Origin of the sequence: Thiosocius teredinicola (genome assembly GCF_002009425.1) — a bacterium.
Lineage (GTDB): Bacteria > Pseudomonadota > Gammaproteobacteria > Chromatiales > Chromatiaceae > Thiosocius > Thiosocius teredinicola.
The window spans coordinates 3416189-3441438 of record NZ_CP019936.1 but is presented as its reverse complement, the minus strand read 5'-3'; the positions used below and the strand labels follow the sequence as shown (position 1 = coordinate 3441438).

Genomic DNA, 25250 nt, shown 5'->3' with positions numbered 1-25250 from the left:
GCTATTACTCGCTGCCCGTCGACTCTTCTTTGAAGTAGTAGTCGTAGTTGTTGTGCAGGTGACTGGTCAGTTCCCAGGCCTCGTTGTACGACAAGCCGCTGTTCTCGGGGAAGATCACTTTGACGTACAGGCCGTCCGGTTTCTCCGTTGACAGACGCGACAAGACGTTATCGAGTTGCTTGCGACTGACCGACTGGAAGGCCCCGTCGCCGCCTTCACGCCATGACAGGCGATAACCGCCGTTTTCCTTCCAATAGCGCACTTCGATCAGGTAGCGGCCGGCCGGGCTGCGCGCTGGGCGTACCAGCTTGTCGTATTTGACCTTGAGCTTGTCGTAGTCGTCGTTGAGCACCAGGTAGCGTCGTTCCATCTCCTGCTGCGAGAGTTGCGCCGCCTCGATGGTGTCGCGCTGTTCGTCGAGCGTCTGCTGCAGGCGTTCGCTCTGCGCCTGGCTTGCATCGTAGCGGGTACGCAGTTCGGCCAGGTTTTCTTCCAGCGTGGTTATGCTGCGCTCCGCTGTGCTGAGTTTGAGCTGCTTGTCGTCCAGCGTGGCCCGGGTCTGTTCCAGTTGCGCCTGCCGCTTTTTGACATCCGCCTCCAGTTGCTCGCGCAACAGGCTGAGACGGGCTGCCTGCTTGGTCAGGTCATCGCGTTGATTGGTGAGGCCGGTGATTGCACGCAGCTGTTCGGCGATCAGCTGTTCGCTTTCCAGTCCTTTGTCCTGTAATCGCATGATTTCGAGCTGCATGCTTTGCAGCCGCTCTTCGGCCTGGTGCAGCGCGACCGACAGATTGTCTTTTTCTTCGCCGGTAGCGCGCGCCAGTTCGGCGGCGATGCGCTCGGCTTCCATCGTCGCGCGCAGCTGGGTAACCAGCTCCATGTTGCGCACCAGGAGCACCACCATCGAGATCAGGAAGATCATGACCACCACGGTCATGATGTCGGTGAACGAAGGCCAGAAGCCTTCCTGCAGCTCGGTGCCGCCGTTGTTCAGCCGAAGGTCGGTAAAGCCATCGTGACTCATTCGTCTTCCCGCAGACGGAAGCCGAGGCGCAGCTGGCGCACGATGACGTCGAGGCGCTCATCGAAGGTTTCAATCTTGTCGCGGTAGATCTCGAGGGTGTCGGCGATCTGATCCTGCATCGACTCGAAGCCGAGCTGCGATTTCTGCAGCTGGTCGACCAGGCCCTGAATCGAGCGCAGCAAGCCGGTGAATTCGTACAGCACGTTGTCGGTCTGTACCTGGAACTTGGGCATCAGGTAGTTCGTCGTGACCTGTTCGACGCCACTGATCAGGTTGGTCTGCGCATCGGTCAGGCGTTGATAGATATAACCGAAGAATACGTAGCACACGATAGCGGTGATCGTGGTGGACAGCGCCGTCGACATGCCGTGAATGACCATGCCCATGCCGGTCGCACTGATGGCGTTTTCCAACACGTCGGACGCGCCGATCAGGGCCATCGACAGCGATACGATGGTGCCGAACACGCCGGTGAGGATCAGGATATTGTTGATGAAGCGCGGCAGGCCGTTGCGCGTGCTTTCGCTGGCGACCAGGGTGGCCGCCAGGGCATTCTGGTTGATCGGCGTGCGCGCCTCGCTCAGACGGCGCATCGTGATGTAGCGGCGAGCGATGATCGTGCCGGTGTTCACGCCCTTGAGCGGCTCGGCATCGGCGTGTTTTTCCAGGTTGCGCACGAAGCGTTCGAGCGCACCTTCTTCACGCATATAGCCGACGAGAATGCCGACGGCGCGCAACAACCCGACCAGAAACAACGCCAGGATCGCGCCGTTGATCACCCAGCCGGTTGCGGTAAGCTGATCCTTGAAATAGACGGTGTTGATCAGGTCGAGTTTCCACACGATCAACGCGGCGGCGGCCGCGGCTATCAGAATCAGGCGGAGCAGGGTGTTTCGGCTGTAGTGGCGCCGCAGGTTGATGCTTTCCAACTGGATAACCTCGTAGGGGTTAGGATGAGACCCCGGGCAAACGGTTTCGCACCGCTGAAAACCGGCCCGATACTATCATGAGGCCTTGGTCGAGTTGTATTCGGAGCGCTGATGGCAGCCAAAGATGTGAAACGGATAAGGGAAGCGCTGCTGGCGGCGTTCGAGGCCGCTGTGAGCGTGGTCGAAGGCGACAATGTCACCGCCAACTGGCTGCGCAGCCATCCACAGAGTGCGCCGATGGCCGTCATTGCCTTGGGCAAGGCGGCAGCCGCGATGGCCTATGGGGCGCAGCAGGTACTCGGCGACAATTGCCACAGCGGGCTGGTCGTCACCAAGACCGGCCATGCCGGCGGCTATGCACTCGATCCCGCGATCTTTCGCGTGTGTGAAGGTGCGCACCCGATGCCCGATGAGAGCAGCCTTGCTGGCGGCGAGGTCCTGGTGGACTACGTGGCCGGACTGCCGCAAGACCTCCCGGTGCTGGTGCTGATTTCCGGCGGGGCATCAGCGATCGTCGAGGTGCTGCGACCGGGCGTAACGCTCGGCGACCTGGCGCGCGTCAACCGTTGGTTGCTCGGCAACGGTCTGCCGATCGCCCAGGTCAATGCGGTCAGGCGTCGTCTGTCACAGCTAAAAGGCGGCGGGCTGGCCGAATTGCTTGCCGGACACCCGGTGACGGGTCTGCTGATCTCGGACGTCGAGGGTGACGACCCCGCGGTGATCGGATCCGGACCGCTGGTACCGCCGGAGACCTACGATCTGCCGCCGGGCCTGCCGGATTGGATGACCAAGCTGCTGCCATCGGCGGGCGACCCGCCTGCGGGAGACGGCGCAAGACCTGATGTTGAGGTGATCGCCACGCTCGATCACGCCCTGGCAGCGGCCGAGCGGGTACTGCGTGGGCGAGGGCTGTCGGTCGAACGCTATGCCGATCACGTCGACGGCGACATCGAAGATGTCGCGCGGCACATCGCGCAAGCCGTGCAGGCGGTTCCGGATACGGTGCATCTGTGGGGCGGCGAGGTGACCGTGATGCTGCCGGACCGCCCCGGGCGCGGCGGGCGCAACCAGCAGCTCGCTTTGCACCTTGCGCAGGCTGTTGCCGGCGACATCCCGGCGGTTGCCCTGTGTGCCGGCACCGACGGCACCGACGGTCCGACCGAGGATGCCGGTGGACTGGTGGACAACCAGACCGTCTCGCGGGGCCGAACGGATGAGCTGTCGGTCGCGGATTGCCTCAGGCGCGCCGACGCCGGTACCTTTCTGGAAAACACCGGCGATCTGATTTGCACCGGTCCGACCGGCACCAACGTGACCGATCTGGTCATGATCTGGCGTGCGGGGACCGGCGCCGCGTAGAATCGGCGGATGCCCGAAAACCTCTTTGCCGCTGCCGCCGCTTGCGTCAGCGAAACCGATGTCGATCAGAAACTCGCGATGGCCAAGGCCTTGCGCGACGACTGGTGCGTGGGACAGCTGGGGCGTGACGGTGAGGCACCGGCGGTCGATATCCGGGTCGCCGGTCGTCCCGCCAAGCCGGTGCTGGTGCCGCCCTCGCAACTTGCGCAGCGTCGCATCGGCAGCCCTGAGGGGCAGGCGGCGCTGGTGCATGCGGTCGCGCACATCGAGTTCAATGCCATCAACCTAGCCTGCGATGCGGTGTACCGCTTTCGCGATATGCCCGACAGCTACTACGGCGACTGGTTGCAGGTGGCCGCCGAAGAGGCTTATCACTTCAGCCTGGTGCGGGATCGTCTAGGGCAGCTCGGCTACCGTTACGGCGATTTCCCGGCCCACAATGGACTGTGGGACCTGGCGATGAAGACGGCCGATGACGTGTTGCTCCGCATGGCGCTGGTACCACGCGTGACCGAGGCCCGCGGTCTGGACGTTACCCCCGGCATGATGGAACGATTCGCGTCGATCGGTGACCAACAGACGGTTGACGTGCTCAGCATCATCCTGCGTGACGAGGTCGGTCACGTCGAAGCGGGTACACGCTGGTTCCGTTATCTGTGCGAGCAGCGGGGACTGGACCCGGAAGACACCTATTTCGACTTGCTCGAGCAGCATGTCGGCGGGGCGATACGCTGCCCGCTACACAAGAGCGCCCGCCTGCAGGCGGGTTTCACTGAATCTGAGCTGGGACGCCTGGAGGCGTTATGCAAAAAATCCTGATCACCGTGTCGATGTTGCTGGCCGCTGTGAGTGCGGGCGCCGAGCAGGCGTCGCTGCTCGTCTACCAGGTCTGGGAGAAGGGCTCTGAACCCTACATCAGTCGTGTACTGGTGACGCCGGACTACGTGCGTCTCGATGAAGGCAGCGGCGCCAACGGCTACACCCTGTTCGATCGGCAGCAGGAGATTCTGTACAACGTCTCGGTCGACGACCAGGCGATTCTCGTCATGAATCCCACAGCCGACGTGCCTGACAAGCAGCCCGGCCTGATACTGCAGGAAGAGATTAAAGCGGACGAGAAAGCACCGGCGGTTGCCGGCCAACAGCCGAACAATGTCAGGCTGTTGGCCAACGGGGAAGAATGCGGCCATCTCGTGGTAATCGAGGGTGTGATGCAGGACGCCATCGACGGACTCAGTGAGTTGAAAGGCGTACTGGCCCGCATCCAGGCAGCAACGCTGCAAGCCATGCCGCTTGAAATGCGCACGCCGTGCGATATGGCGACCAACGTCTACGAATCCGATTGGACGCTGCGCTTCGGGCTGCCTTTGCACGAGCGCAGTGAAGGTCGCAGCCAGTCGCTGGTCGATTTTTCCGACAGCTTCGAAGTGGACGCGCAGACGTTCGAACTGCCGGCGAATTTCAGCCGGCGCTCGATGTTCTCGGCAACCGGCGTCTGATCGCGGGCAAGCAGCGCGGCGCTTTGCCCGGTATTGCTGTCATGTCGCTGTGTGACAGACCGCCTCGATGTTGTGGCCATCCGGGTCGATGACGAATGCACCGTAGTAATTGGGGTGATAGATCGCGCGGATGCCGGGTGGTCCGTTGTCTTTGCCTCCGGCATCCAGAGCCGCTGCATAAAATGCATCGACCTGGTCGCGCGTATCGGCAAGGAAGGCGATATGCATTGGATTGTGTGGCTGTTCGTGCTCGCCGAACCAGAATTCCGGTTTGCCGCTTCTGCCGTAACCGACCCAGCCCTCCACCTCGGCGATTTTCACAATGCCCAGCGGGGCGAGTGCCTTCGCATAGAAGGTGTCGCTGGTGCTCTTGTCTGAGATCGCGAAGCCGATGTGGTCGATGATCATGTCTTGATTCCTGTGCGTCTACGGTTTGTACGTGTCGGCAGCCAGTTCGACGGGCTGCAATTGCACACCGTCGTCAAGCCACAAGGTCGTGTGGTCGGTGTGCCATTCGGGCAGCACCAGGCGAGTTGCTGACTGTCCGTCGGCCAAGGCGTGTTGGTGTGTTGCCGGGCGGTGGGTATGGCCGTGGATCAGCTGCGCGACGCGATGTTTGCGCAGGTAACGCACGACGGTGTCGTCGTTGACGTCCATGATGTCGGCCGCCTTCATCGAGGTCTTCTGTTTGCTGCGTCGGCGGTATTCGGCAGCGATCCGGCGGCGCTCCTCGAGCGGCTTGCGCAGCATGATCCACTGAAACAGCGGGTTGCGGAAACGGCGTCGCGCCTTCTGGTAATCGACATCGTCGGTGCACAGCAGATCGCCGTGCATCAGTAGCGTCGGCTGGCCGGCCACCTGGGTGACGAACGTGTCGGGCAGCAGGTGCGCACCGCAGTCACGCATCAGGCGTTTGCCCATCAGAAAATCCCGGTTGCCGCGTTGAATGAAGATGCCGACGCCGCGCGCGCCGAGCGCGCGCAGCGCATTGCGCACGCGGGTGGCGGTTTCCGCGTCGTCGTCGTCACCGATCCACGCGTCGAACAGGTCACCGAGGATAAACACCCGGTCGCCGCTGTGCGGCTGCTCGGCGCAGAACTGCTCGAACAGAGCCAACGTCTCGGGCCGTTCGCTCGACAGATGCAGATCAGAAATGAACCATTGCTTAGCCATGGAGCCGGATTGTAACGCCTGGCGTGCGCCGTCGTCGGGGAAGGCCGGGTGACTTTGCGTCGACGCACGCTTTGCCAGTGCGTCATCCGCCATTGTGCCGGCGCTGAACGGCCTTTATTCTCCAGTGTTTGTTTGCCGTTGTCGTCTTATGTTCCAGGTCTTCGAAATTGTCTTTCCGATCTTCGCGATCGTGCTGCTCGGTTATCTGTACGCGCGACGACACGGACCGGACATGGCCTCGGCCAACCGGCTCAACCTCGAGATCTTCACGCCTGCGCTGATCTTTTCGGTGCTCTCGGGCGAGGGCTTCGAACTGTCGCGTTATGCCGAGTTGGCGATCGCCGCAGTGATCGTGGTGCTCGGCTCAGGCCTGCTGGTTTGGCCGGTGAGTCGCCTGCTCGGGTACCGCACCAAGGTGTTCCTGCCGCCGATGATGTTCAATAACTCCGGCAACATGGGGCTGCCGCTGGCGCTGTTCGCTTTTGGTGAGGCCGCACTTCCCGCGGCGATGATCCTGTTCCTGGTCGAGAACACGCTGCACTTCACGGTCGGCAACGCGATCCTGACCGGTCACGTCAATCCGCTCAAGTTGCTGCGCATGCCGATGCTGGTGGCGACGCTCGCCGGCCTGGTCGTCGCCGTCATGCAGTGGCGGGTGCCCGGCCCGTTGCACGAGGCGATCGGCCTGGTCGGTCAGATCGCGATCCCCTTGATGCTGTTTGCATTGGGGGTGCGTATGACGGGCGTGGACCTGTCGGATTGGCGTATCGGCCTGGCCGGTGCGGTGCTGTGTCCGCTCAGCGGCCTGCTGATGGCGTGGTTGGCGGTGCAGGTGATTTCGTTGCCGCAGCTGCAGGTGTCGCAGCTCATCGTGTTCGCTGCGTTGCCACCGGCGGTGCTCAACTTCATGCTGGCCGAGCGCTATGGTGTCGAGCCACGCAAGGTGGCGGCGGTGGTCTTGCTGGGGAATCTCGCCAGCCTGGCGGTAGTGCCGGCGGTGCTTTTCTACGCGCTGTGAGCGTTTCCCGGCGAGGTGCCGGGAAACGGAGGGCAGGGCTTATTCGCTGAGCTCGGCCTTTTCGATGACGACCGGATCGACCGGTACGTCTGAATGACCGGCGCGATTGGTGGTTTCGACTCCCTTGATCTTGTCGACGACATCCATGCCGCTGGTCACCTTGCCGAACACGCAGTAACCCCAGCCGTCCTGACCGGGGTGGTCGAGAAAACCGTTGTCTTTGACGTTGATGAAGAACTGGGCGGTGGCCGAATGTGGGGCCATGGTACGCGCCATGGCGATGCTGCCGGTCACGTTGCTCAGGCCGTTGTTGGCCTCGTTCTCGATCGGCTCGCGGGTGGCTTTCTGCATCATGTCGGGCATGAAACCGCCGCCCTGGATCATAAAGTTGCTGATCACACGGTGAAATATCGTGCCGTCGAAGTGCCCGTCGCGGACATACTGTTCGAAGTTCTCGCAGGTCTTCGGCGCTTTCTCGTGGTCGAGTTCGATAACGATGTCGCCCATGCTGGTTTTCAGGGTAATCATGTACAAGCTCCTGGTATGAGGCTGTGTTCGAAGGTGCCGCTAAGGGCTTATTGCCCGGCGGGGGTATCGGCCTGGATGAGCGAAACGGACTCGATCAGAATCGTCTCGCGCGGAACGTCCCGGTAACCGCCGACGACACCGGTACGCGTTTCCGCGATGGTGTCGACAACATCCATGCCCTCGGTCACTCGACCGAACACGGCGTAACCCCAGCCATCGAAGCTGGGGTAGTCGAGGTTCGGATTGTCTTTATGGTTGATGAAAAACTGGGCAGTCGCCGAGTGCGGGTCGGAGGTGCGCGCCATTGCAATGGTGCCGCGCTCGTTCTTCAGGCCGTTCTTGGCCTCGTTCTCGACAGGTTCGCGCGGGGTCTTCTGCTGCATGTCCGGCGTGAAACCGCCGCCCTGGATCATGAAGTCCTCGATCACCCGGTGAAAGATAACGCCATTGTAAAATCCCGCGTTCACGTACTCGAGAAAGTTCGCGACGGTCTTGGGGGCCTTTTCGGCATCCAGTTCAATCACGATATCGCCTTTGTTGGTCTTCATCAGCACGCTTTGCGGTTGCGCAGAAGCGCAGGCTGAGAACAACAGAACGAAAGCGCCGATCGCCGAAAGCAGCGTGGATTTCATAGGGTTACCTGGAAAGCGACTAGGGGCCGATAGTGTAGCCGCGAGCGGCCGACGACAAAACCCCGTATTTACGGTCGGCTCAGCGGCGGGTGCCCGAACCGTCGTGAATGATCAGCCCGGGTTGGGTGCCGTGTACTTCGAAGCAGTTGTGGCCGCGATTCTTTGCCCGGTACATGGCGCGGTCTGCCTTGTGCAGTATGTCGTCGGCGAATCGGCCATGCCGTGGCGCCAGGCAAACCCCGATGCTGAGTCCGATTGGGGTCTCGATGCCTTCGTGCACGAACGCCGGCTCGAACGCTTCGATGATGTGGCGTGCGACCTGCACGGCCTCTTCCTGGTCGCCGATACCGTTGAGCAAGCCGACGAATTCATCGCCGCCCATGCGGGCTATGCTGTCGACGCCACGAATGCGGCCACGGATGCGCGCCGCGGCCATCATCAGCAAGTTGTCGCCGTAGTTGTGTCCGTGGTCGTCGTTCACCTTCTTAAAACCATCCAGGTCCATGTACAGAATGGCGAACGGTTTGCGCTGCTCGAGCAGTTCATCGATCTTTTGCGTCATGGCGGTGCGGTTGAGCAGCCCGGTCAATCCGTCGTGCATCGCCATGCGGCGCAGATCGTCGACGTTGTCGCTGACCCGGTTGGCGATCCGCGAGCTGGCGCGGTACATCGCGACGCCGATACTGATGCCGCCGAGCAGACCGAGGATCACGGCGATGACACTGTGGCGCAAGGTGTCCTGGTAGGCCTGGTTGGCTTCGGCGACCGCGGCTTGCGCGGCGTCGGTCTGCAGTTCGCGCAACTCGGCAAAGGCTTGGTGGCCGACCACGTGCACTGCTCTGAGCTGATCGATGAAGATCTGCCGCGCGGCAGCGAATTCGCCGCGCTGCGCCAGGTCGGCGACGCGGTCGTGCAGGGCGGCTATTTCGTAGATCACGGCATCCTGCTTGGCCAGTGCCGCTCTTTCGGCATCCGTCTCGAGCCGGGCGCGAATCTTGTTGCGCCCATCGCCGACGCGGAAGCCGGCGTTGAGGAAGGCCAGATAGACCTCGTCCTGCGCAAAGGGGTCGGTTTCGAGAATCAGTTGCTGCAGGGCTTCGCTGCGCTGGAAGGAAGCGATCTGGGTCTCGGTGATCAGGGCGATCTTGTGGTTGTACTGCTCCATCACCGACTGCAGGTGACGGTGCGCGTTGCGAACGCGGACCGCGCCGTAGGTCACGGCGGCAGCCAGCAGCGAGAAGGCAACCAGGTAAGCGAGCAGCGTCGCCGCGCGCAACCGCTTGAGGTTGTGCTCGGTCTGCGCCTCAAAGACCGTTTGTTCGCTCATCGCACGTTGATCCCTGTCTCGTGCTACGCCCCACTACTGCTACCTGCAGGGGCTGCGGTCATTTGCCAATGGTTCCGCATCGGCCATGCACAAATTGCCGGCAAGGCGACGGAACCGCCCGTGCGGGGGAGGCCCCCGCTGTACCGTCAGTTCGGTTAGTATGCACGCCTGCGAGCAGAAACACGACGATATTGGTTCCCGAAGTGATGCTGACCATCTACAACGATCTCAACCGCCGAAAAGAAGTCTTTGAGCCGATCACGCCGGGTCACGTCAATATGTACGTGTGCGGCATGACGGTGTACGACCTGTGCCACCTGGGCCACGCACGTGTCATGGTGGTGTTCGATGTGGTCGCCCGTTACCTGCGGTCGCTCGGGTTCGATGTGACCTATGTGCGCAACATCACGGATATCGACGACAAGATCATTGCCCGCGCCAACGAGCGCGGTGAGCCGTTCCATGCGTTGACCGAGCGTTTCATCGAGGCGATGCACCAGGATTCGGCGGCGCTGGGCGTGTTGCCGCCAGACCAGGAGCCGCGGGCCACCGAGCACCTGCCGGACATCATCGACATGATCACCCGCCTGATCGAGCGCGAGCACGCCTATGTCGCTGATAACGGCGATGTTTATTACAACGTTAAGAGCTTTGCCGGGTACGGCAAACTGTCCGGGAAATCGATCGACGACCTGCAGGCCGGGGCCCGGGTCGAACCGGGCGAGGTCAAACGCGACCCACTCGATTTCGCCTTATGGAAGGCGGCCAAGCCGGGCGAGCCGTCATGGTCGTCGCCGTGGGGCGATGGTCGACCGGGCTGGCATATCGAATGCTCTGCAATGTCGACCAAATCGCTCGGTGATACCTTCGATATCCACGGCGGCGGCGCGGATCTGACCTTTCCGCACCACGAGAACGAGATCGCCCAATCCGAGGGCGCAACCGGGCATCCGTTCGTCAAGTACTGGATGCACAACGGTTTCGTGCGCATCAACGACGAGAAGATGTCGAAGTCGCTGGGTAACTTCTTTACGGTGCGCGAGATCCTCGAACGTTATCGCCCGGAAGAGGTTCGCTATTTCATCCTCACCAGCCAATACCGCAGCCCGCTGAACTACGGCGACGAGCAACTGGACAATGCGCGTGGGGCGTTGACGCGCTTCTACACGGCGTTGCGCGGGTTGCCGTCATCCGAGCCGGCGACGGACGAACCGCTGGCGGCCAAGTTCCACGCCGCGATGGAAGATGATTTCAACACGCCCGAAGCGCTCGCGGCGATGTTTGAGCTGGCACGCGAGATCAACCGGGTGCGCAGCGAAGACGAGTCGCGCGCTGCCGCGCTCGGCGCCCTGTTGCGCCAGCTCGGTGAGCTGTTGGGCATTCTGCAGGACGACCCGGAAAGCTACCTGCGCGGCGGCGACACGCCGGCCGATGGCTTGAGCGATGCCGAGATCGAAGAGATGATCGAGCGCCGCGCGCAGGCCAAGCAGGAAAAGAACTGGGCAGAGGCAGATGCAATCCGCGCCAAGCTGAAAGAAGCCGGCATCATACTTGAAGATGTCGCAGGTGGTACCACGTGGCGACGTTCATGAACGGTGCGCGCGCCCATCGCACCCTGCGGGTGTTCTATCGCGACTACAAAAACAACGTGACGATCTCGTCTGCACAGCCGGAATCGTTGCAGGCCAGCCGTATCGTGCCGCTCGCCGACCAGTTACTGAACTCGGAAGACAACTTTCTTGGCATCGTCGATGGCAATGATGTGATCCTGCAATGTTACGTGGCCGACGACCCGGCCGATCTGGTACTCGAGATGGTGTACCCGGAAGCGACCGGCTGCCTGCGCCTGACATTGCCGCGCGATCAGGTTCTCGATCGTCTCGACAAGTTGCCCGAGCAGTTCGATGAGTCGTTGATGGCGGGGGCGCAATACATTGACTGACGGCACCGCGCCAATCACCTGGACCGAGCCCGACCGGCAACGCGTCAGTGACGTGCTGCCGGTGCGCCTGAATGGCGGCATAGATGCCGGCATGGACCTGAGCGGTGTTGTCGTGGTGGGAGATTTCCTCGCGCTGGGCGGCGATGAAGGCCATCGACTGCAGATATTGAAATGCTCCGAAGCGCCCGACGAATGGTGCCTGCAGCATAAGTTGTCACTGGCCAAGGATGACCAGGAAACGGATATCGAGGCCCTGACCTACGGCGACGGCAAGCTGTACGTCATGGGCTCGCATTCGCATCGCCGCAAGCGACTGAAACCCGAGCTGTCGGTCAACAAGAATCTAGAACGCCTGCAGATGATCGATGAGGAACCGCTGCGCAATCGGCTCTACAAGATCAGCTTCGACCCGAAGAAGGGCAAGCTGGGGGTAAGCGATCATATCGATTTGACCAAGCGCTTGCGCAAAGACCCGATCCTCAAGCGCTTCGTCGGCATCCCGAGCAAAGAAAACGGTATCGATATCGAAGGTCTGGCGTTCGCCGACGGGCACTTGTATCTCGGCTTTCGCGGCCCCGTACTGCGCGACAATTACGTGCCGGTGATGCTGCTCGACTACGAGCACCCCAAGCGATACGAACTGCGTTTCGTGCAGCTTGCAGGGCAGGGTATTCGTGACCTGGTGGCGCTGAAGAAGGGGCTGTTGATTCTCTCTGGCCCGGTCAACGATGCACCGGGTCCGTTCGTCTTGTGGTGGTGGGACGGCAGCGACCAGATCCCCGGCAAAGACCGCGAAGTGGTGGCGGCGCAGATCATCGGTCCGGTATCCACGCCGGGTGGCGCCAAGGCCGAGGGGCTCGGCCTGTTGCGGCAGTCGGACAACGACGCCGAGATACTCGTGATCTACGAAACCAACACCGCGGCGCAGGCGGTCCGCATGCGTGTCGATCTCGGTGAGCTGACGCCGGGCTAGCGGGGGATCACACGTCGACCGCGACGGGTCGGGCGGGATCGCGAATCCATTCACTCCACGAACCGGCGTAGAGCCTGGCATCGCGCAGACCGGCGATCTCCATCGCCAGCAGGTTGTGACATGCGGTCACGCCGGATCCACACATCGCCACCAGGCTGCGCGGATCGCGTTCGCCTACCAACGACACGTACATCGCGCGCAGTTCGTCAGCCGACTTGAAGGTGCCGCGCTCGGTGAGATGTTGTTGCAGGGGCAGGTTGACTGCGCCGGGGATATGCCCGGCGACCGGATCGATCGGCTCGGCTTCGCCGCGGAAACGTACCGCGGTGCGCGCATCGATCAACAGCCAGTCGTCACCGCCTGACTGCAACTGGGCTTCGATATCCCGGGTGTTCACCAGCATGTCGCCGCGCGGGTTGCCGGGATAGGCAGCGACAGCGGTGATGCTCGGTCGTTGCGCGTCTGCCGGCAGGCCGGCGTCGTTCCACGCCTGCCAGCCACCGTCCAACACGGCCACCTCGGCATGGCCGAGCCAACGCAGCAACCACCAAAGACGTACCGCCATGGTGCCGCCGCTGTCGTCGTAGACGACCACCTGTGACGTCGGTGTGATGCCTTGTCGACCCAACCAGTCGCACAGTCGGCCCGTATCGGGCAGGGGGTGACGGCCGCTGCTCGGGGTGATGGGGCTCGAAAGGTCATGATCGAGGTGCGCGTAACGCGCGCCGGTGATATGCGATTGTGTATAGGCGCTAGCGCCGCGCCCGGTATCGCCGAGGTCGAACCGGCAATCCACCACGATACACAGCGGATCGCTGAGACGCGCCGCGAGCGTGCGCATATCAACAAGCGTCGTCAACTTCTGCTGCGCGTTCATGTCCTTGCGGGTTCGTCTCAGACTAGCTGCGGCCTATTCAAGGCTCAGCAGCAGATCCCAGTGTTTCTTGGTCAACGGCATGATCGACAGGCGATTGCCCTTGCGTAACAACGGCAGGTCAGCCAGTTTCGGATCGTCGCGCTCTTTGAGTTCACGCAGCGAGATGTTGCGTTTGAGGTGCCGCTTGTACTTGACGTCGACCATGTACCAGCGCGGATTGTCCGGGTCGCTCTTGGGGTCGTAGTACTTGGCATCCGGATCGAACGCCGTGTGGTCGGGGTAACCTTCGCGAACAACCTCCATCACACCGACGATACCCGGTTCGTCGCAGTTGGAGTGATAAAAGAACACCTGATCGCCTTTCTTCATGTCGTCGCGCATCATGTTGCGTGCCTGGTAGTTGCGCACGCCATCCCAGTGTTCGGTTTTCTTCGGCATGGCCTTGAGGTGATCGATGCCGAAGACATCGGGCTCGGATTTCATCAGCCAGTAATTCATGTTGTTTCGCACTGCTCCAGTTTTTTGTGTGGCCGGGTACACACTGCAGTCTCGGCCAACTATCCAGCCGGTGTTATTCGGCTGGTGCGATATGCGCGCTAGTGTACAAGGACAGCCTAACGGCGAGCCAGTTGACGGTCGGCTCAGCCAGGCTGTTGGCCGTCGGCTACGGTAAACCAGATGACAATCAGCATCCAGGTCAGCAGGCTCGGAATGGTGATCTACATGCCGATCTCGTAGATCTTTAACATGACGCTCTGGCTGGCCCATGCCTTTTGCTTTTTGCGTCGGTATCGCGGCGACACGAGATACATCAGTCCGCCCAACAGGTACGCAACAACGTCGCTCATCGTGTTGGTCGGCGACCCGGCTTGGCGGCCGACACCGACGATGCGTCATAGTCGAGCACCGAGAACTCGATAGGGTGCGCCCCTTTGAGTTTCATTTTGTGTGCACGTCCTGTTGCTGGATGAACTGCCGACCGCGCCGAACCGGATCCACTGCGGTAGCCTCGTTTGCCGGCATCAGCCGCCGGCGGCGCTGGCCTGCATCATGTGCTGATAGCTGGCGAGCCTGTCTGGCGCGATCTCGCCCTGTTCGACGGCGGCCTGGATGGCGCAGCCCGGTTCGTTGAGATGGGTGCAGTTGTGAAAACGGCACTGACCCAGATAGGGAACGAACTCGCGAAACCCTCGTTCGAGCTCCTGGCGTGACAGGCTACCCAGTCGAAAGCTGCGCACCCCCGGCGAATCGATCAACTCACCGCCGCTTTCGAGTTGGTACAGGGTTGCGGCGGAGGTCGTGTGTTTGCCCAGGCCGGTGGCGTCGGACAGGCGCCCTTCGAGCACGTCTTCGTCGGGTATCAATGCGTTGATCAACGATGACTTGCCCACACCCGATTGGCCGACCAGTATGCTGGTCTCTCCGCGCAGCCTTTCGAGCAGCGGATCGAGACCGTGCTCGGTCTTGGCGCTGATCTGCACAACCGGGTAACCGATGTCGCGATATAACGCATATTGGCCGGCAAAGGCGATACGCGCCTCGGCGTCGAGCAGGTCGATCTTGTTCAGACAGATCAGTCCGTTCACGCCGACGCGTTCGGCGGCGACCAGGTACTGGTCGAGCAGGTATCCGGCCGGTTCCGGATAGGTGGCGAGGACCACGACGAGCTGCGTGATATTCGCCGCAATGGCTTTTTCCTGGCCGTTGAAGGCGGGGCGCGACAGCGCCGTGCTGCGTGGCTCGACCGCGACCACAACGCCTTCGCCGTTGGCCGTTGGCTGCCAGATCACATTGTCGCCGCACACGACCTCGCCGAGGTTGGCGCGGAACATTCCCCAGATGAGGCGACCGTCGTCGCTACGGATCAGAAGGCTGCGGCCGTGCCGGACGACGACGCGTCCGGCACGTTGCTGTTCGGCGCCGGCGGCAGCGAGGTTTTTCTCGGCCTGCCTGCCGGCTCGTTGTCGACGTTTTTCCTGGATTTTCGCAATGCGCGCTTTCTGCTGGTCGCTGAGCCTTCTGCGCGCCATGGAGTTATTTTGCGAACTTGTAGTAGCTGGTGTTCAGGTGGTCGACGAGCAGCGACAGGTCGTCTGGAAATAGTTTGGTGCCGAGGTTGGCGTCGCAGCGCGCCACCTGGCTTTCGAGTGCCGCCATCGAGGTCACGCGACGATCTTCGCGCGTGTACACGCCGGTATCGTGGCATCCCATACATTTGTTGTCGTGGTAGGCCTTGGCGTCGAATTCAGCGGATTGAGCGCCAAGCGCGAGCGCCAGCAGCGAAATCATCAACGAAACACGGGTAATCGTAGACATCCAGATCACTCCTCAGGATAGGGTCAGGTTGCCAGTTTAGAGGACAGGTGCGCGATGCGCACGGGTGCCGGTGGGTGACTGTGATAGAACGCAGAATACAGTGGGTCGGGCGTCAACGTACTGGCGTTGTCGCGGTACATCTTGACCAGTCCGCTGATCAGATGGCTGGGATCGGTCTGCTGCGCGGCGAAGGTGTCTGCCTCGAACTCGTGGCGTCGCGAAAGCCGCGCCATCAGCGGGCCGACGAACACGGTGAAAGCCGGTAGCACGAACATGAACAGCACCAGCGCCATCTCCGGCGAGGTGCGTTGCACGCCGAGCCCGCTGTAGAACCAGGGCTGCTGCGCAAGCCAGCCGAGCAGACCCAGTCCGGCCAACGACAGCGCTGACGAAATCAGCAGCATCTTGGTGATGTGGTGACGCTTGAAATGCCCCAGTTCATGCGCGAGCACCGCCTCGATTTCATCCACGTCGAGGCCGTCGAGCAAGGTATCGAAGAACACGATGCGCTTGTTGGCGCCGAAGCCGGTGAAATAGGCGTTGCCGTGCGCCGAGCGACGCGACCCATCCATCACGAACATGCCGTTGCTCTTGAAACCGCAGCGTGCGAGCAGGGATTCCAAGCGTTGGCGCAGGGTCGAATCCTCGAGCGGTTTGAAGGTATTGAATATCGGGGCTATCCATACTGGGTAGGCCCAGGTGATAAACAGGGTGAATCCCATCCAGACGACCCACGCCCAGAACCACCAATAGCTGCCCGCACGTGCCATCAGCCACAGGATGATGGCGACCAGCGGTATGCCCAGCATCAGCGTCAGCACGATCGCCAACAGCTTGTCCTTGGCAAACCCGCCCGGAGTGGTGCGATTGAAACCGAAGCGCGCCTCGATGACGAAGGTCGACCAGATCGACAAGGGCAGTTCGATCGCGGCGCCGATGAAGATCGTGGCCAGGATCAACGCCACGCCATGCCATGGCGACGACAGGCCGAGACCGGACAGCGCGGTATCCAGCAGATCGAGGCCGCCGCCGAGTGTCCAGAACAGCAGCAGCAGGGTTGTCAGCAGCAGATCCCAGCGTTGAATGGCGAGACGCGCCAGCGTGTATTCGGCGGCCGTGCGGTGCTGATCGAGCGATATCTTGCCGCTGAACGCCTCGGGGACTGCTGCCGAATGCGACCTCACATAGGCCGCCTGGCGTCCGCTTAGCCACAACTGCAGCCCGAGGCCGGCGGCGACGACGATCAGAAAAATCAGCGTAAATGTTTCCATGCACCGAATTCTACGCCACTATTTTGGCGCAGGTGTGAAGCTCCAACGCACAGCGCGACAAACGCTGTGCGCGCCGCGGGGCAAAGCCGCTAGAATCAGAATTTTGAACGCCCTCACCAAGGAGTTAGCAGCATGCCGGTTGCCGATACCAATCTGATCTGGATCGACCTCGAAATGACGGGGCTCGACCCGCAGAACGATCAGATCATCGAAATCGCCACGGTGGTCACCGACTCCGAACTCAACGAACTCGCCGAGGGACCGGTGTTCGCCATCCATCAGCCGGACGAGATACTCAATGGCATGGACGAATGGAACACCAAGCAGCACGGTGGGTCCGGACTCACCGAACGGGTGCGTAACAGCAGTATCAGTACGGCAGCGGCCGAAAGTGAAACCGTGACCTTTCTGCAGCAATGGGTCGGGCAGGGTGCTTCACCGATGTGCGGCAACTCGATCTGTCAGGATCGGCGTTTCATGGCACGCCTGATGCCCACGCTCGAGGCGTATTTCCATTACCGAAATCTCGACGTATCCAGCCTTAAGGAGCTGGCCAAGCGGTGGGCGCCCGAGGTGTACAAGGGGTTTTCGAAAGACTCTTCGCATCTCGCGCTGGACGATATCCGCGATTCGATCGCCGAGTTGCGTTACTACCGGGAACGCTTTCTGAAGTTTTGATTGCAGATAGCCATGACCGGTCGATGCCGTCAGTTGCCCGATGATCCAATGAGCCGCTGACAGACCTCGTGCGTCGACTCTTTGATCATCCCCGTGTGTTGTTGGCTTGCTGTGCCTTGTTCTGGGCCGGCAACTTCGTCCTTGCGCGGGCAATGCACGAATCGATTCCGCCGATCGCCTTGGCGTTCTGGCGTTGGGCGGGGGCCTGCGCGTTGATATTGCCCTTTGCATGGCGTCCGCTGCGTGCGCAATGGCCGCTGATCAGGGCGCATTTTTGGCACATGCTGATACTCGCCGTACTCGGCGTGTCGGGCTACAACACGCTGGTCTATTGGGGGCTGCAGACGACGACCGCCACCAGCAGCGTGCTGATCCAATCGACCCTGCCGGTGCAGATACTGTTTCTCAACTGGTTGATCTTTCGCGCGCCGTTTCATGCACTCGAGCTGTTCTCGGTGCTGTTGTCGCTGTCCGGCGTCGTCGTGATCATCACTGGCGGCGATATCACCGATTGGCTGCGCGGCGAATGGGGCAGCGGCGACCTGTGGATACTGACTGCGGTGCTGGTGTGGGCTGCATACACCGTGCTGCTGCGCTGGCGGCCGGCGGGACTCGATCCCATGGCCTTCCTCGGCTTCATCTTGATCGCGGGTTGGCTGGTGCTGGTGCCGTTTTATCTTGCCGAGCGCCATCTGCTCGGGCCGATGCAATGGAACCTGCCGGTCGCCGCGACGGTGCTCTACGTCGCTGCATTTCCGTCTGCGCTGGCCTATATCTTCTGGAACCGGGGCGTTGCGGCCATCGGTGCGAATGCGGCCGGGCACATCATCCACCTGATGCCGGTGTTCGGCACCTTGATGGCGGTAATGTTCCTCGGTGAGCGCTTCACCAGTCACCACGCCCTGGGTGCGGCGCTGGTGGCCGCAGGAATTGCGCTGACCTGGCGCAGAGAAAAAGCGCCGCCCGGCGGCGCTCAGTGAGTAGTTGAACCTATCGGCGGGTGGTTAGCGGCCATGCCGCCGTCTCGCTTGTCGATCCATTCAATCACGCGATCGATGTCTTCCGGGTTGCTGACACCACGCTGTTTGGCTTCGACGAACGCGGCGCGTGCCGGTCCGTGTTGCCCCATATGCAGGTAGGCCATGCCCATACCCACGAACGTGCCGGTGCCTTCGTCGCCCAGGGTTATGGCGCGTTGAAAACTCTTGATGGCGGCCGGGTATTGCTGGCTGATCAGCTGCATGCCCCCGAGGTGAGAGAAGGTTTCCGCCGAGTCAGGATGCTGTTTCGCCAGATCCTGGTAGATAGTCAGTGCACCCTGGATATCGCCCTGTGCCGCGAGATTCTCGCCATCGGTCAGACTGGCTGCGAACGTCAGGTTGGCCCAGCTCAACGTCAGGGTGAGGATGGCGATCAGTAAAACAATAAAGTGACGCATCGTTGTTCGGTCTCAGATAAAAAAACGGCGTACCCGGTTCCCCGGATACGCCGCTACCCATCCCGGCTACTTCAGGCTGCCCTTGCCGTAGCGCTCTTCGAATCCCTTACGAACTTTGTCGATCTGATCCTTGCTCATACCGTCGAAGTACCATGAGTGACCATCGATCGGCTTGAAGTACTTGGCGAGCATCTCGTCGGCAAACTTCTCGTTGCCGTCTTTCTTGTGCACGACCTCTTTGAGTTCCGGAATCCACTTGAAGTAGGTGTGCTTGGCCACTTCGTACAGGCCGTGCCACCAGGTGTAGTCCGGGCCGTTCATCGAGGCGCCGTGACGTGCCCGCCGACCTTCGTGGTGCCAGATCTCCCACCAGGTCCATTCGATCTGCTCGTCGAATGGGCTCTTCGAGATATAGCCGTTCTCTTTCAACTCGGTCATGACGGCCGCGATCGGCTTGGCGAACTTGTCGTTGTACAGGTCGACCACATCATCGAACTGCTTGTAGTGACCTTCGATCACGCCTTCGCTGTGGCACGCGGCACAGACCTCGGCCATCTTTTCGCGACGGTCTTTCCAGGTCAGCACCTCGACCACCTTGGCACCCTCGGCCCAGTCCGGCGAAGAACCGACCTTCGGCAGTTCCGGATTGTCGCCCGGAATGTCTTTTTCCTGGCCGTTGTCGAGGCGCACCAAGTTGATCTTCTGTGAGATCGGTGGACGCAACGTCCACGAGATGCGGTCACCGACGTTGTGGGTTTTCGGTTGGTCACCGGCGCGGCTCATGTGGCAGGTCGCGCAGGTCGGTGCGGCCGAATAGTCGACACCGGCAACCCACTTGTCGGATTCGAGATTCATCTCGTCGACCTTGGCGCGGTAGATGATGCCGTGCTTCGACTCGTTGTAGACCTCGATCTGCGGATGGTCGGGGCCGACATGGCACTTACCGCAGGTATCCGGCGTACGGGCCTGGGCCTTGGAGAAGCGGTGGCGACCGTGACAGGCGGTGCACGAGCCTTCCGAACCATCCGGGTTCAAACGACCGATGCCGGTGTTCGGCCAGGTCGTCGGGATCGGCTTGCCGTCTTTACCGACCTCGATCTTGGCGCCGTGACATTGCCGACAGCCGGCGTTGACCGCGGCCGGCCCGCCGACCACTTCACCCAGCAGGTTGTCGAGCGATGCGAGGATGCGGCCGGCGTGCGAGTGGTGCGAGCCGTCCATTTCCTCGAATTCGGTGGTGTGGCAGCGCGAGCAGTCTTTCGGACTGACGATGATCGAGATCAGCTGCTTTTTGTGCATGAAGGCGTCTTTGTCGCCTTTCTCGGCCTTGTGGCAATCCAGACAGTTGACGCCTGATTGGCCGTGTTGGCTGTTGTTCCATTCCTGGGTCAGACCAGGGTTCTCGGTCCAGTGACATTCGACACATTCCTGGCCGGCAGGATCCCCCCAGTCCTTGCCGATTTCACCAGCCGGACGCGCGGCAAACACGGTGCCGGCAGCGAGAAGCAGGGTGAAAGTCAGCAGACGACGGACGACGCGGCAGCCAGCCGCGCTCTTCGCTTGGCTCATCGTAGACTCCTCCAAAATGCGGGTCTGGGTTGGGTCAGGTAGGACTACCCTGAACGCTTATTCTTGGTTTCTACAGGCGAACACTGCGCGGCTTTCGGCTGTACGGCGACAAAATACCCACTTCTCTTGTGGGTAAACCTTGAGGCGCCTCAAGAATTGAATTCGGAAGCGGGTGATTACCGGCAATCTCGCACAGCATTGATCTGCATCAAGAACGGTCGGCGGTGTCACTGGATTTAAGTCAAGGTGCCGCTTTTTGGCGTTATTGATAATTCTCAATAGGCAGGTAGCGAGCGGGGAGCAGGAGGCCCGTCGCTTCGAATCTTCAGGAGCATCAATGCATTCCACCGGAGTTCCCATCGACGTCGACATGATGGAAGGCCTTACCTTGTTCAACGGTCTGGGGCGGGAGCGTGTCGAGGCGCTGGCCGATGGTGGTTGGACCGTCGAGCATGCCCGATCGGTTCGCGTGATCGGTCGCGGCGATCATATCGATGGCCTGTACGGCGTGTTTGACGGCCGCTTGAAGCTTTATATGTTGTCGTGCAACGGCGACGAGCGTGTGCTGCGCGTACTGCGCCCGGGCGACACCTTTGGCGAGGCGATCATGTTCAACGCGATCCCGAGCCCGGTGTATGTCGAAACCCTGTCACCGGCGCGTCTCGGCTACTTTCCGCGTGAACTCATCAACGAGGCGTTGGCCAGCGACCCGGAATTCACCAACTCCATGCTGCGCGGCATGAGCGTGATGATGCGCGAACTGATCCAGGACCTTGAAACCTGCTGTATGCAGACAGCGATGCAGCGCACCGTGTCTTACCTGCTGCGCGAGGCCTCGGCAGCGCCTTCGCCGAACCTCGAAGTGAACCTGCCGGCCCCCAAGGCGGTTGTCGCCAGCACCTTGAACATCTCGGCGGAAACTTTTTCGCGCGAGCTGCATCGCCTGCAGGGCGAAGGCTTTATCGAAATCAATCGTCGTACCATCTATCTGCGTGATCCAGAGGCGCTGCAGACTATGGTGGACGGCTTGTCGCCTGAAACTTCGCACTGAACAACGAGCAGTGTTGTTCGATCGAAAGCACAAGGTGCAATCACGCTGATCGTTTTGCCCGCTGTTGATCGAGCGCCCAGCGCAGGTGTTCGCAGACCATCGGCTGCGTTTCGTATTCCAACCGACGTTCGAGCGCGCTGACGATTCCCGGGTCGAAGTCGGCGTTGCCGAGTGCGACGGCGATATTGCGTGACCAGCGGTGATACCCGATGCGACGGATGGCGGAGCCCTCCGTATGGCGCATGAACGCAGCTTCGTCCCACGCGAACAATGTCAGCAGGTCGGTACGATCCAGTCCGTGGCGCGGGCGAAAATCGCCTTCGTCGGTAGGTGAGGCGAAGCGATTCCATGGACAGACCTGCTGACAGTCGTCACAGCCATAGATTCGATTGCCGATGCCGCGGCGCAGCGCCAGGGGGATCGCGCCGTCGAGTTCGATCGTCAGGTACGAAATACAACGGCGGGCATCGACCTGGTACGGCGCCACGATTGCCTGGGTGGGACACACGTCGATACAGGCCTGACAGGTGCCGCAGTGTGCTTCGCCTGCCGCATCTGTCGGCAGCGGCAGGTCGGTATACAACTCGCCGAGAAAAAACCAAGAGCCGGCATCGCGATTGATCAGGTTGCTGTGTTTGCCGATCCAGCCGAGTCCGGCTTTCTCCGCCAGCGCTTTTTCCATAACCGGCGCGGAGTCCACGAATGCGCGATAACCGAAGGGGCCGACGTGCGCTTCGATCTTGTGCGCAAGCTTTTGCAGGCGATTGCGCAACACCTTGTGGTAATCGCGACCCAGTGCATAGCGCGAGATGAATGCTTGCACCGGGTCGTCGAGAATCGCACGTGGATCGGGTTCGTTCGGCAGGTAATCCATGCGTACAGAAATCACCCGCATCGTTCCCGGTACCAGCTCTGCTGGTCGGATTCGCTTGCTGCCGTGGCGCTGCATGTAGTCCATGTCGCCGTGAAAACCGTTCGCCAGCCATCTGTGCAGGTGACCTTCCGCCTCATCGAGATGGGTGTCGGTGATGCCGACCTGTTGGAAGCCAAGTTCCTTGCCCCACTGTTTGATTTGCGTCGCCAACGCCGGCAGATCGATGTCGCTGCATTCGGTCATAACTTCACCGGGCCGATACGCCGCCGGCGGTTGCCGTTGCGATAGGTGGGCAGCAGCCGATCATGTGGCGGCGGATGACAACAGTTCCAGATAAATGCCGCACTGAGCCGGATGTCCTGTCGTAGCTATCGCTGCTTTCACCAACGATGACGGTATCAACGCCCGCGAGGCCGCTGCGCTTGGCCCGATCTTCTCGAGGCATATCGTTGCTCCGTCGTGTGAAGTTCACTGACCGCCACGCAGGGCGGAAGTCGCATTGTAGCGTCGCTCGCCCCATACCGCCGGTCCGTGGCCGGCGTTTGGAGCGCCAAGCGTGACGCGCGGGCAGTACGACGCCAAACGATCGCCTATAGGGTGGGCTGCGCTTGGCCCTTAGCGCGCCGGAAATTGTTGAATTTGCGCTCTGCCTGGGGTCTTATCGCGCTTTAATAACTATTATTCCGACGAACGGTGCCGTTGCTTATGACCTTTCGTACCCTTCCGCCAACCGATGAACTGCCGCGCGCCCTGTACACGGCCGAACAGGTGCGGGGTTTCGATCGCATCGCGATCGAGCAGTTCGATATACCCGGCGAGACGCTGATGGAGCGCGCCGGTGCGGCCGCCTTTGAACTGCTGCGCAAGAAGTGGCCCGATGCGAAACGCATCGCGATTCTGGTTGGCACCGGCAACAATGGTGGCGACGGTTTCGTCGTTGCGCGGCTGGCCAAGAAGGCCGGCCTCCAGGTTCAGGTACTGCAGCTCGGTGACCCGGCGCGCCTGCAGGGGGATGCGCTGACCAACGCCAAGCGTTGGGAAGAGCTCGACGGCGATTGGCAGGCCTACGCAATGATCTCGCCCGACGTCGATGTGATCGTCGATGCCATGTTCGGCACGGGTCTCGAGCGCCCGGTGGCCGGGCGTTGGGCCGAAGCCATCGAGACCATCAACAGTCATCGTTCGCCGTGTCTGGCCATCGATATCCCGTCGGGCCTGCATTCGGATAGCGGCATGGTAATGGGCACCGCGGTGCGTGCTGCGGCAACGATCAGCTTCATCGGCCTCAAGCTGGGCTTGTTCAGTGGCGACGGCCCCGATCACGTGGGCGACGTCGTGTTCGCCGGTCTGGACGTGCCGGCCAAGGTATTTGCCACCAGCGTGCTGACGGCACGCCGCGTCGACTGGCCGAAACTCGGCGCGCTGCTGCCGCCGCGTCGCCACAACGTACACAAAGGTAATTTCGGCCATGTGCTGATCATCGGCGGCAATCGCGGCATGGGCGGCGCCGCGCGGATGGCGGCCGAAGCGGCGCTGCGCGTCGGCAGCGGCCTGGTCAGCCTGGCGACCCGTCCGGAACACGTCGGGGCGGTGCTGGCGGCGCGCCCCGAGATCATGGTCAACGGTGTCGAAGGTTCCGTGGGTGTGTTGCCGTTGCTGCGTCAGGCAGACGTGATTGCGATCGGACCGGGCCTGGGGCGCGACGACTGGGCCCAGGCACTGTGGCGCGCCGCGCTCGATTCCGACCGTCCTTTGGTCGTCGATGCCGATGCCTTGCACCTGCTGGCCGCCAAGCCGCGTCGGCGTAACGATTGGGTGCTGACGCCGCATCCGGGGGAGGCGGCAGCGCTGCTGGGTATGCGAACCGCGGACGTCAATGCCGCGCGCCTGCATGCGGTCGATCAAATGCAGCAGCGCTTCGGCGGCAGCGTAGTGCTCAAGGGGGTCGGCAGCCTGATCGCGAGCGAAGGTGCGGCGCCGCCGGCGTTGTGCAGCGACGGTAACCCGGGGATGGCCAGTGGCGGTATGGGCGATGTGCTGACCGGCGTCATCGCCGGCCTGCTCGCGCAAGGGCTTTCGGTGCGCGATGCGGCCGAAGCCGGGGTGTGCGTGCATGCCGCGGCAGCCGACTGGACGGCCGGCGTGGCCGGTGAGCGAGGCTTGCTGGCGACCGATCTTTTCGAACCGCTGCGCGTGCTGATCAACGATCGGTGGCGTTCTTGACGGGGCGAACGTTCCATCCGCAAGACGAGATCTCACAGGAGGCCGTCGGCGCGGCGCTTGCCAGGTCTTGGCGAGACGAGCGGGTTCTGATCTATCTCTCAGGCGATCTGGGCGCCGGCAAAACCACGCTGACGCGCGGTTTCGTGCGTGGTTTGGGCCTAAAGGGTGCGGTTAAAAGTCCGACATACACTCTGATCGAGCCGTATGACATTGATGGAAAAAAGGTTTATCACCTCGACCTGTACCGCTTGGGCGACCCGGGTGAACTCGAATATCTGGGGCTGCGCGAGTTGCTGGAAGAGCCGGCAGCCGTGCTGATCGAATGGCCCGAGCGGGGAAGCGGCTGGTTGCCGCCGGCCGATCTCGACGTGCGGATCGCCCATGAAGCTCAGGGGCGGGCTATCACGATTGAGGCGCGCAGCGAGACCGGCGAGCAGATGCTGTCGAGGCTAGCGGATATACCTATGGAAGCGCTCTAGAAAGTTCTCATATCTGACAGATTTAACTAGGAAAATCAGATTTGATATGCTAGCTTGAGTGCATCGGCTC

28 protein-coding genes are annotated in these 25250 nt (G+C 61.5%); 12 read left to right on the top strand and 16 right to left on the bottom strand.

Translation table 11 applies throughout. The annotated features are described in order from the left end of the window. Positions 1-4: 4 nt before the first annotated feature. Both B1781_RS16285 and B1781_RS16280 read right to left on the bottom strand, forming a co-directional pair. Complete coding sequence (locus B1781_RS16285; protein WP_078120666.1) at positions 5-1024, bottom strand: hypothetical protein; 1020 nt, start codon at positions 1022-1024, stop codon at positions 5-7. Then, a complete protein-coding gene (locus tag B1781_RS16280; protein ID WP_078120665.1) occupies positions 1021-1953 on the bottom strand; it encodes a hypothetical protein in 933 nt (310 codons plus the stop codon). Before B1781_RS16280 ends, B1781_RS16285 begins: the two co-directional genes overlap by 4 nt. A 111-nt stretch (positions 1954-2064) precedes the next feature. Between B1781_RS16280 and B1781_RS16275 the strand changes: the two genes are divergently transcribed. The 3 genes from B1781_RS16275 to B1781_RS16265 are packed head-to-tail and all read left to right on the top strand — an operon-like array spanning position 2065 to position 4811. Next, positions 2065-3312: a glycerate kinase type-2 family protein gene (locus B1781_RS16275; RefSeq protein WP_078120664.1), complete on the top strand. Its 1248-nt coding sequence runs from the start codon at positions 2065-2067 to the stop codon at positions 3310-3312. A 9-nt stretch (positions 3313-3321) separates the two neighbouring features. Continuing rightward, the gene (locus B1781_RS16270; RefSeq protein WP_078120663.1) at positions 3322-4131 is read left to right on the top strand and encodes a ferritin-like domain-containing protein; all 810 of its coding nucleotides are present in this window, start codon (positions 3322-3324) and stop codon (positions 4129-4131) included. Further along, entirely contained in the window at positions 4116-4811 is a 696-nt protein-coding gene (locus B1781_RS16265) for a hypothetical protein (protein WP_078120662.1), read from the top strand. The genes B1781_RS16270 and B1781_RS16265 overlap by 16 nt, the downstream gene beginning before the upstream one ends. A gap of 39 nt (positions 4812-4850) precedes the next feature. On the opposite strand, the gene B1781_RS16260 is transcribed toward B1781_RS16265, so the two are convergent. Together B1781_RS16260 and B1781_RS16255 are read right to left on the bottom strand one after the other, a co-directional pair. Beyond that, on the bottom strand, positions 4851-5219 hold the full coding sequence (locus B1781_RS16260) for a VOC family protein (RefSeq protein ID WP_078120661.1): 369 nt from the start codon (positions 5217-5219) through the stop codon (positions 4851-4853). Between the two features lie 18 nt (positions 5220-5237). Further along, entirely contained in the window at positions 5238-6077 is an 840-nt protein-coding gene (locus B1781_RS16255; RefSeq protein WP_334223756.1) for a UDP-2,3-diacylglucosamine diphosphatase, read from the bottom strand. A gap of 55 nt (positions 6078-6132) precedes the next feature. On the opposite strand from B1781_RS16255, the gene B1781_RS16250 reads away from it, so the two are divergent. Next, complete coding sequence (locus B1781_RS16250) at positions 6133-7002, top strand: AEC family transporter (RefSeq protein WP_078120660.1); 870 nt, start codon at positions 6133-6135, stop codon at positions 7000-7002. 39 nt (positions 7003-7041) lie between these two features. Here B1781_RS16250 and B1781_RS16245 read toward each other — a convergent pair whose 3' ends face one another. The 3 genes from B1781_RS16245 to B1781_RS16235 form a co-directional block, all read right to left on the bottom strand. Then, entirely contained in the window at positions 7042-7530 is a 489-nt protein-coding gene (locus tag B1781_RS16245) for a peptidylprolyl isomerase (protein WP_078120659.1), read from the bottom strand. A 47-nt stretch (positions 7531-7577) separates the two neighbouring features. Then, a complete protein-coding gene (locus tag B1781_RS16240) occupies positions 7578-8162 on the bottom strand; it encodes a peptidylprolyl isomerase (protein ID WP_078120658.1) in 585 nt (194 codons plus the stop codon). A 79-nt stretch (positions 8163-8241) separates the two neighbouring features. Beyond that, complete coding sequence (locus B1781_RS16235) at positions 8242-9489, bottom strand: diguanylate cyclase domain-containing protein (protein ID WP_078120657.1); 1248 nt, start codon at positions 9487-9489, stop codon at positions 8242-8244. 206 nt (positions 9490-9695) lie between these two features. On the opposite strand from B1781_RS16235, the gene cysS reads away from it, so the two are divergent. The 3 genes from cysS to B1781_RS16220 are packed head-to-tail and all read left to right on the top strand — an operon-like array spanning position 9696 to position 12404. Beyond that, positions 9696-11081 carry a cysteine--tRNA ligase gene (gene cysS, locus B1781_RS16230; protein ID WP_078120656.1) on the top strand — a complete coding sequence of 462 codons (1386 nt, stop codon included), beginning with the start codon at positions 9696-9698 and terminating at the stop codon, positions 11079-11081. Beyond that, complete coding sequence (locus B1781_RS16225; RefSeq protein WP_078120655.1) at positions 11078-11431, top strand: hypothetical protein; 354 nt, start codon at positions 11078-11080, stop codon at positions 11429-11431. The genes cysS and B1781_RS16225 overlap by 4 nt, the downstream gene beginning before the upstream one ends. Continuing rightward, positions 11424-12404, top strand: coding sequence for a DUF3616 domain-containing protein (locus tag B1781_RS16220; protein ID WP_078120654.1), 981 nt, complete (start codon positions 11424-11426; stop codon positions 12402-12404). Before B1781_RS16225 ends, B1781_RS16220 begins: the two co-directional genes overlap by 8 nt. Positions 12405-12411: 7 nt before the next feature. Here the strand turns inward: B1781_RS16220 and B1781_RS16215 are convergent, their stop codons facing one another. From B1781_RS16215 to B1781_RS16195, 6 genes are all read right to left on the bottom strand, one after another. Then, positions 12412-13281, bottom strand: a complete 870-nt coding sequence (locus B1781_RS16215) for a sulfurtransferase (RefSeq protein WP_078120653.1) — start codon at positions 13279-13281, stop codon at positions 12412-12414. A 33-nt stretch (positions 13282-13314) separates the two neighbouring features. Further along, positions 13315-13779: an EVE domain-containing protein gene (locus B1781_RS16210; protein WP_078120652.1), complete on the bottom strand. Its 465-nt coding sequence runs from the start codon at positions 13777-13779 to the stop codon at positions 13315-13317. Positions 13780-14000: 221 nt separating this feature from the next. Next, on the bottom strand, positions 14001-14129 hold the full coding sequence (locus tag B1781_RS23460; protein WP_334223755.1) for a hypothetical protein: 129 nt from the start codon (positions 14127-14129) through the stop codon (positions 14001-14003). A gap of 174 nt (positions 14130-14303) precedes the next feature. Continuing rightward, a complete protein-coding gene (gene rsgA, locus B1781_RS16205) occupies positions 14304-15311 on the bottom strand; it encodes a small ribosomal subunit biogenesis GTPase RsgA (RefSeq protein ID WP_078120651.1) in 1008 nt (335 codons plus the stop codon). Positions 15312-15315: 4 nt separating this feature from the next. Then, complete coding sequence (locus B1781_RS16200; protein ID WP_125932132.1) at positions 15316-15597, bottom strand: cytochrome c; 282 nt, start codon at positions 15595-15597, stop codon at positions 15316-15318. A gap of 23 nt (positions 15598-15620) precedes the next feature. After that, positions 15621-16868, bottom strand: a complete 1248-nt coding sequence (locus tag B1781_RS16195; RefSeq protein ID WP_078120649.1) for a M48 family metallopeptidase — start codon at positions 16866-16868, stop codon at positions 15621-15623. A 132-nt stretch (positions 16869-17000) separates the two neighbouring features. Here B1781_RS16195 and orn point away from each other — a divergent pair, with 132 nt between their 5' ends. After that, positions 17001-17546, top strand: a complete 546-nt coding sequence (orn, locus tag B1781_RS16190) for an oligoribonuclease (RefSeq protein WP_078120648.1) — start codon at positions 17001-17003, stop codon at positions 17544-17546. Positions 17547-17614: 68 nt separating this feature from the next. Next, complete coding sequence (locus tag B1781_RS16185) at positions 17615-18526, top strand: DMT family transporter (protein ID WP_078120647.1); 912 nt, start codon at positions 17615-17617, stop codon at positions 18524-18526. Here the strand turns inward: B1781_RS16185 and B1781_RS16180 are convergent. Continuing rightward, complete coding sequence (locus B1781_RS16180; protein WP_078120646.1) at positions 18520-18984, bottom strand: tetratricopeptide repeat protein; 465 nt, start codon at positions 18982-18984, stop codon at positions 18520-18522. The genes B1781_RS16185 and B1781_RS16180 overlap by 7 nt on opposite strands. Before the next feature lie 66 nt (positions 18985-19050). Further along, entirely contained in the window at positions 19051-20553 is a 1503-nt protein-coding gene (locus tag B1781_RS16175) for a multiheme c-type cytochrome (RefSeq protein WP_078120645.1), read from the bottom strand. A 337-nt stretch (positions 20554-20890) separates the two neighbouring features. On the opposite strand from B1781_RS16175, the gene B1781_RS16170 reads away from it, so the two are divergent. Continuing rightward, positions 20891-21604 carry a Crp/Fnr family transcriptional regulator gene (locus tag B1781_RS16170; RefSeq protein WP_078120644.1) on the top strand — a complete coding sequence of 238 codons (714 nt, stop codon included), beginning with the start codon at positions 20891-20893 and terminating at the stop codon, positions 21602-21604. A 40-nt stretch (positions 21605-21644) separates the two neighbouring features. Here B1781_RS16170 and queG read toward each other — a convergent pair whose 3' ends face one another. Then, the gene (queG, locus tag B1781_RS16165; RefSeq protein WP_078120643.1) at positions 21645-22721 is read right to left on the bottom strand and encodes a tRNA epoxyqueuosine(34) reductase QueG; all 1077 of its coding nucleotides are present in this window, start codon (positions 22719-22721) and stop codon (positions 21645-21647) included. 462 nt (positions 22722-23183) lie between these two features. Between queG and B1781_RS16160 the strand changes: the two genes are divergently transcribed. Together B1781_RS16160 and tsaE are read left to right on the top strand one after the other, a co-directional pair. Then, positions 23184-24701, top strand: a complete 1518-nt coding sequence (locus tag B1781_RS16160; RefSeq protein ID WP_078120642.1) for an NAD(P)H-hydrate dehydratase — start codon at positions 23184-23186, stop codon at positions 24699-24701. Then, entirely contained in the window at positions 24698-25180 is a 483-nt protein-coding gene (tsaE, locus tag B1781_RS16155) for a tRNA (adenosine(37)-N6)-threonylcarbamoyltransferase complex ATPase subunit type 1 TsaE (protein ID WP_078122104.1), read from the top strand. Before B1781_RS16160 ends, tsaE begins: the two co-directional genes overlap by 4 nt. The last annotated feature ends 70 nt before the right edge of the window (positions 25181-25250 follow it).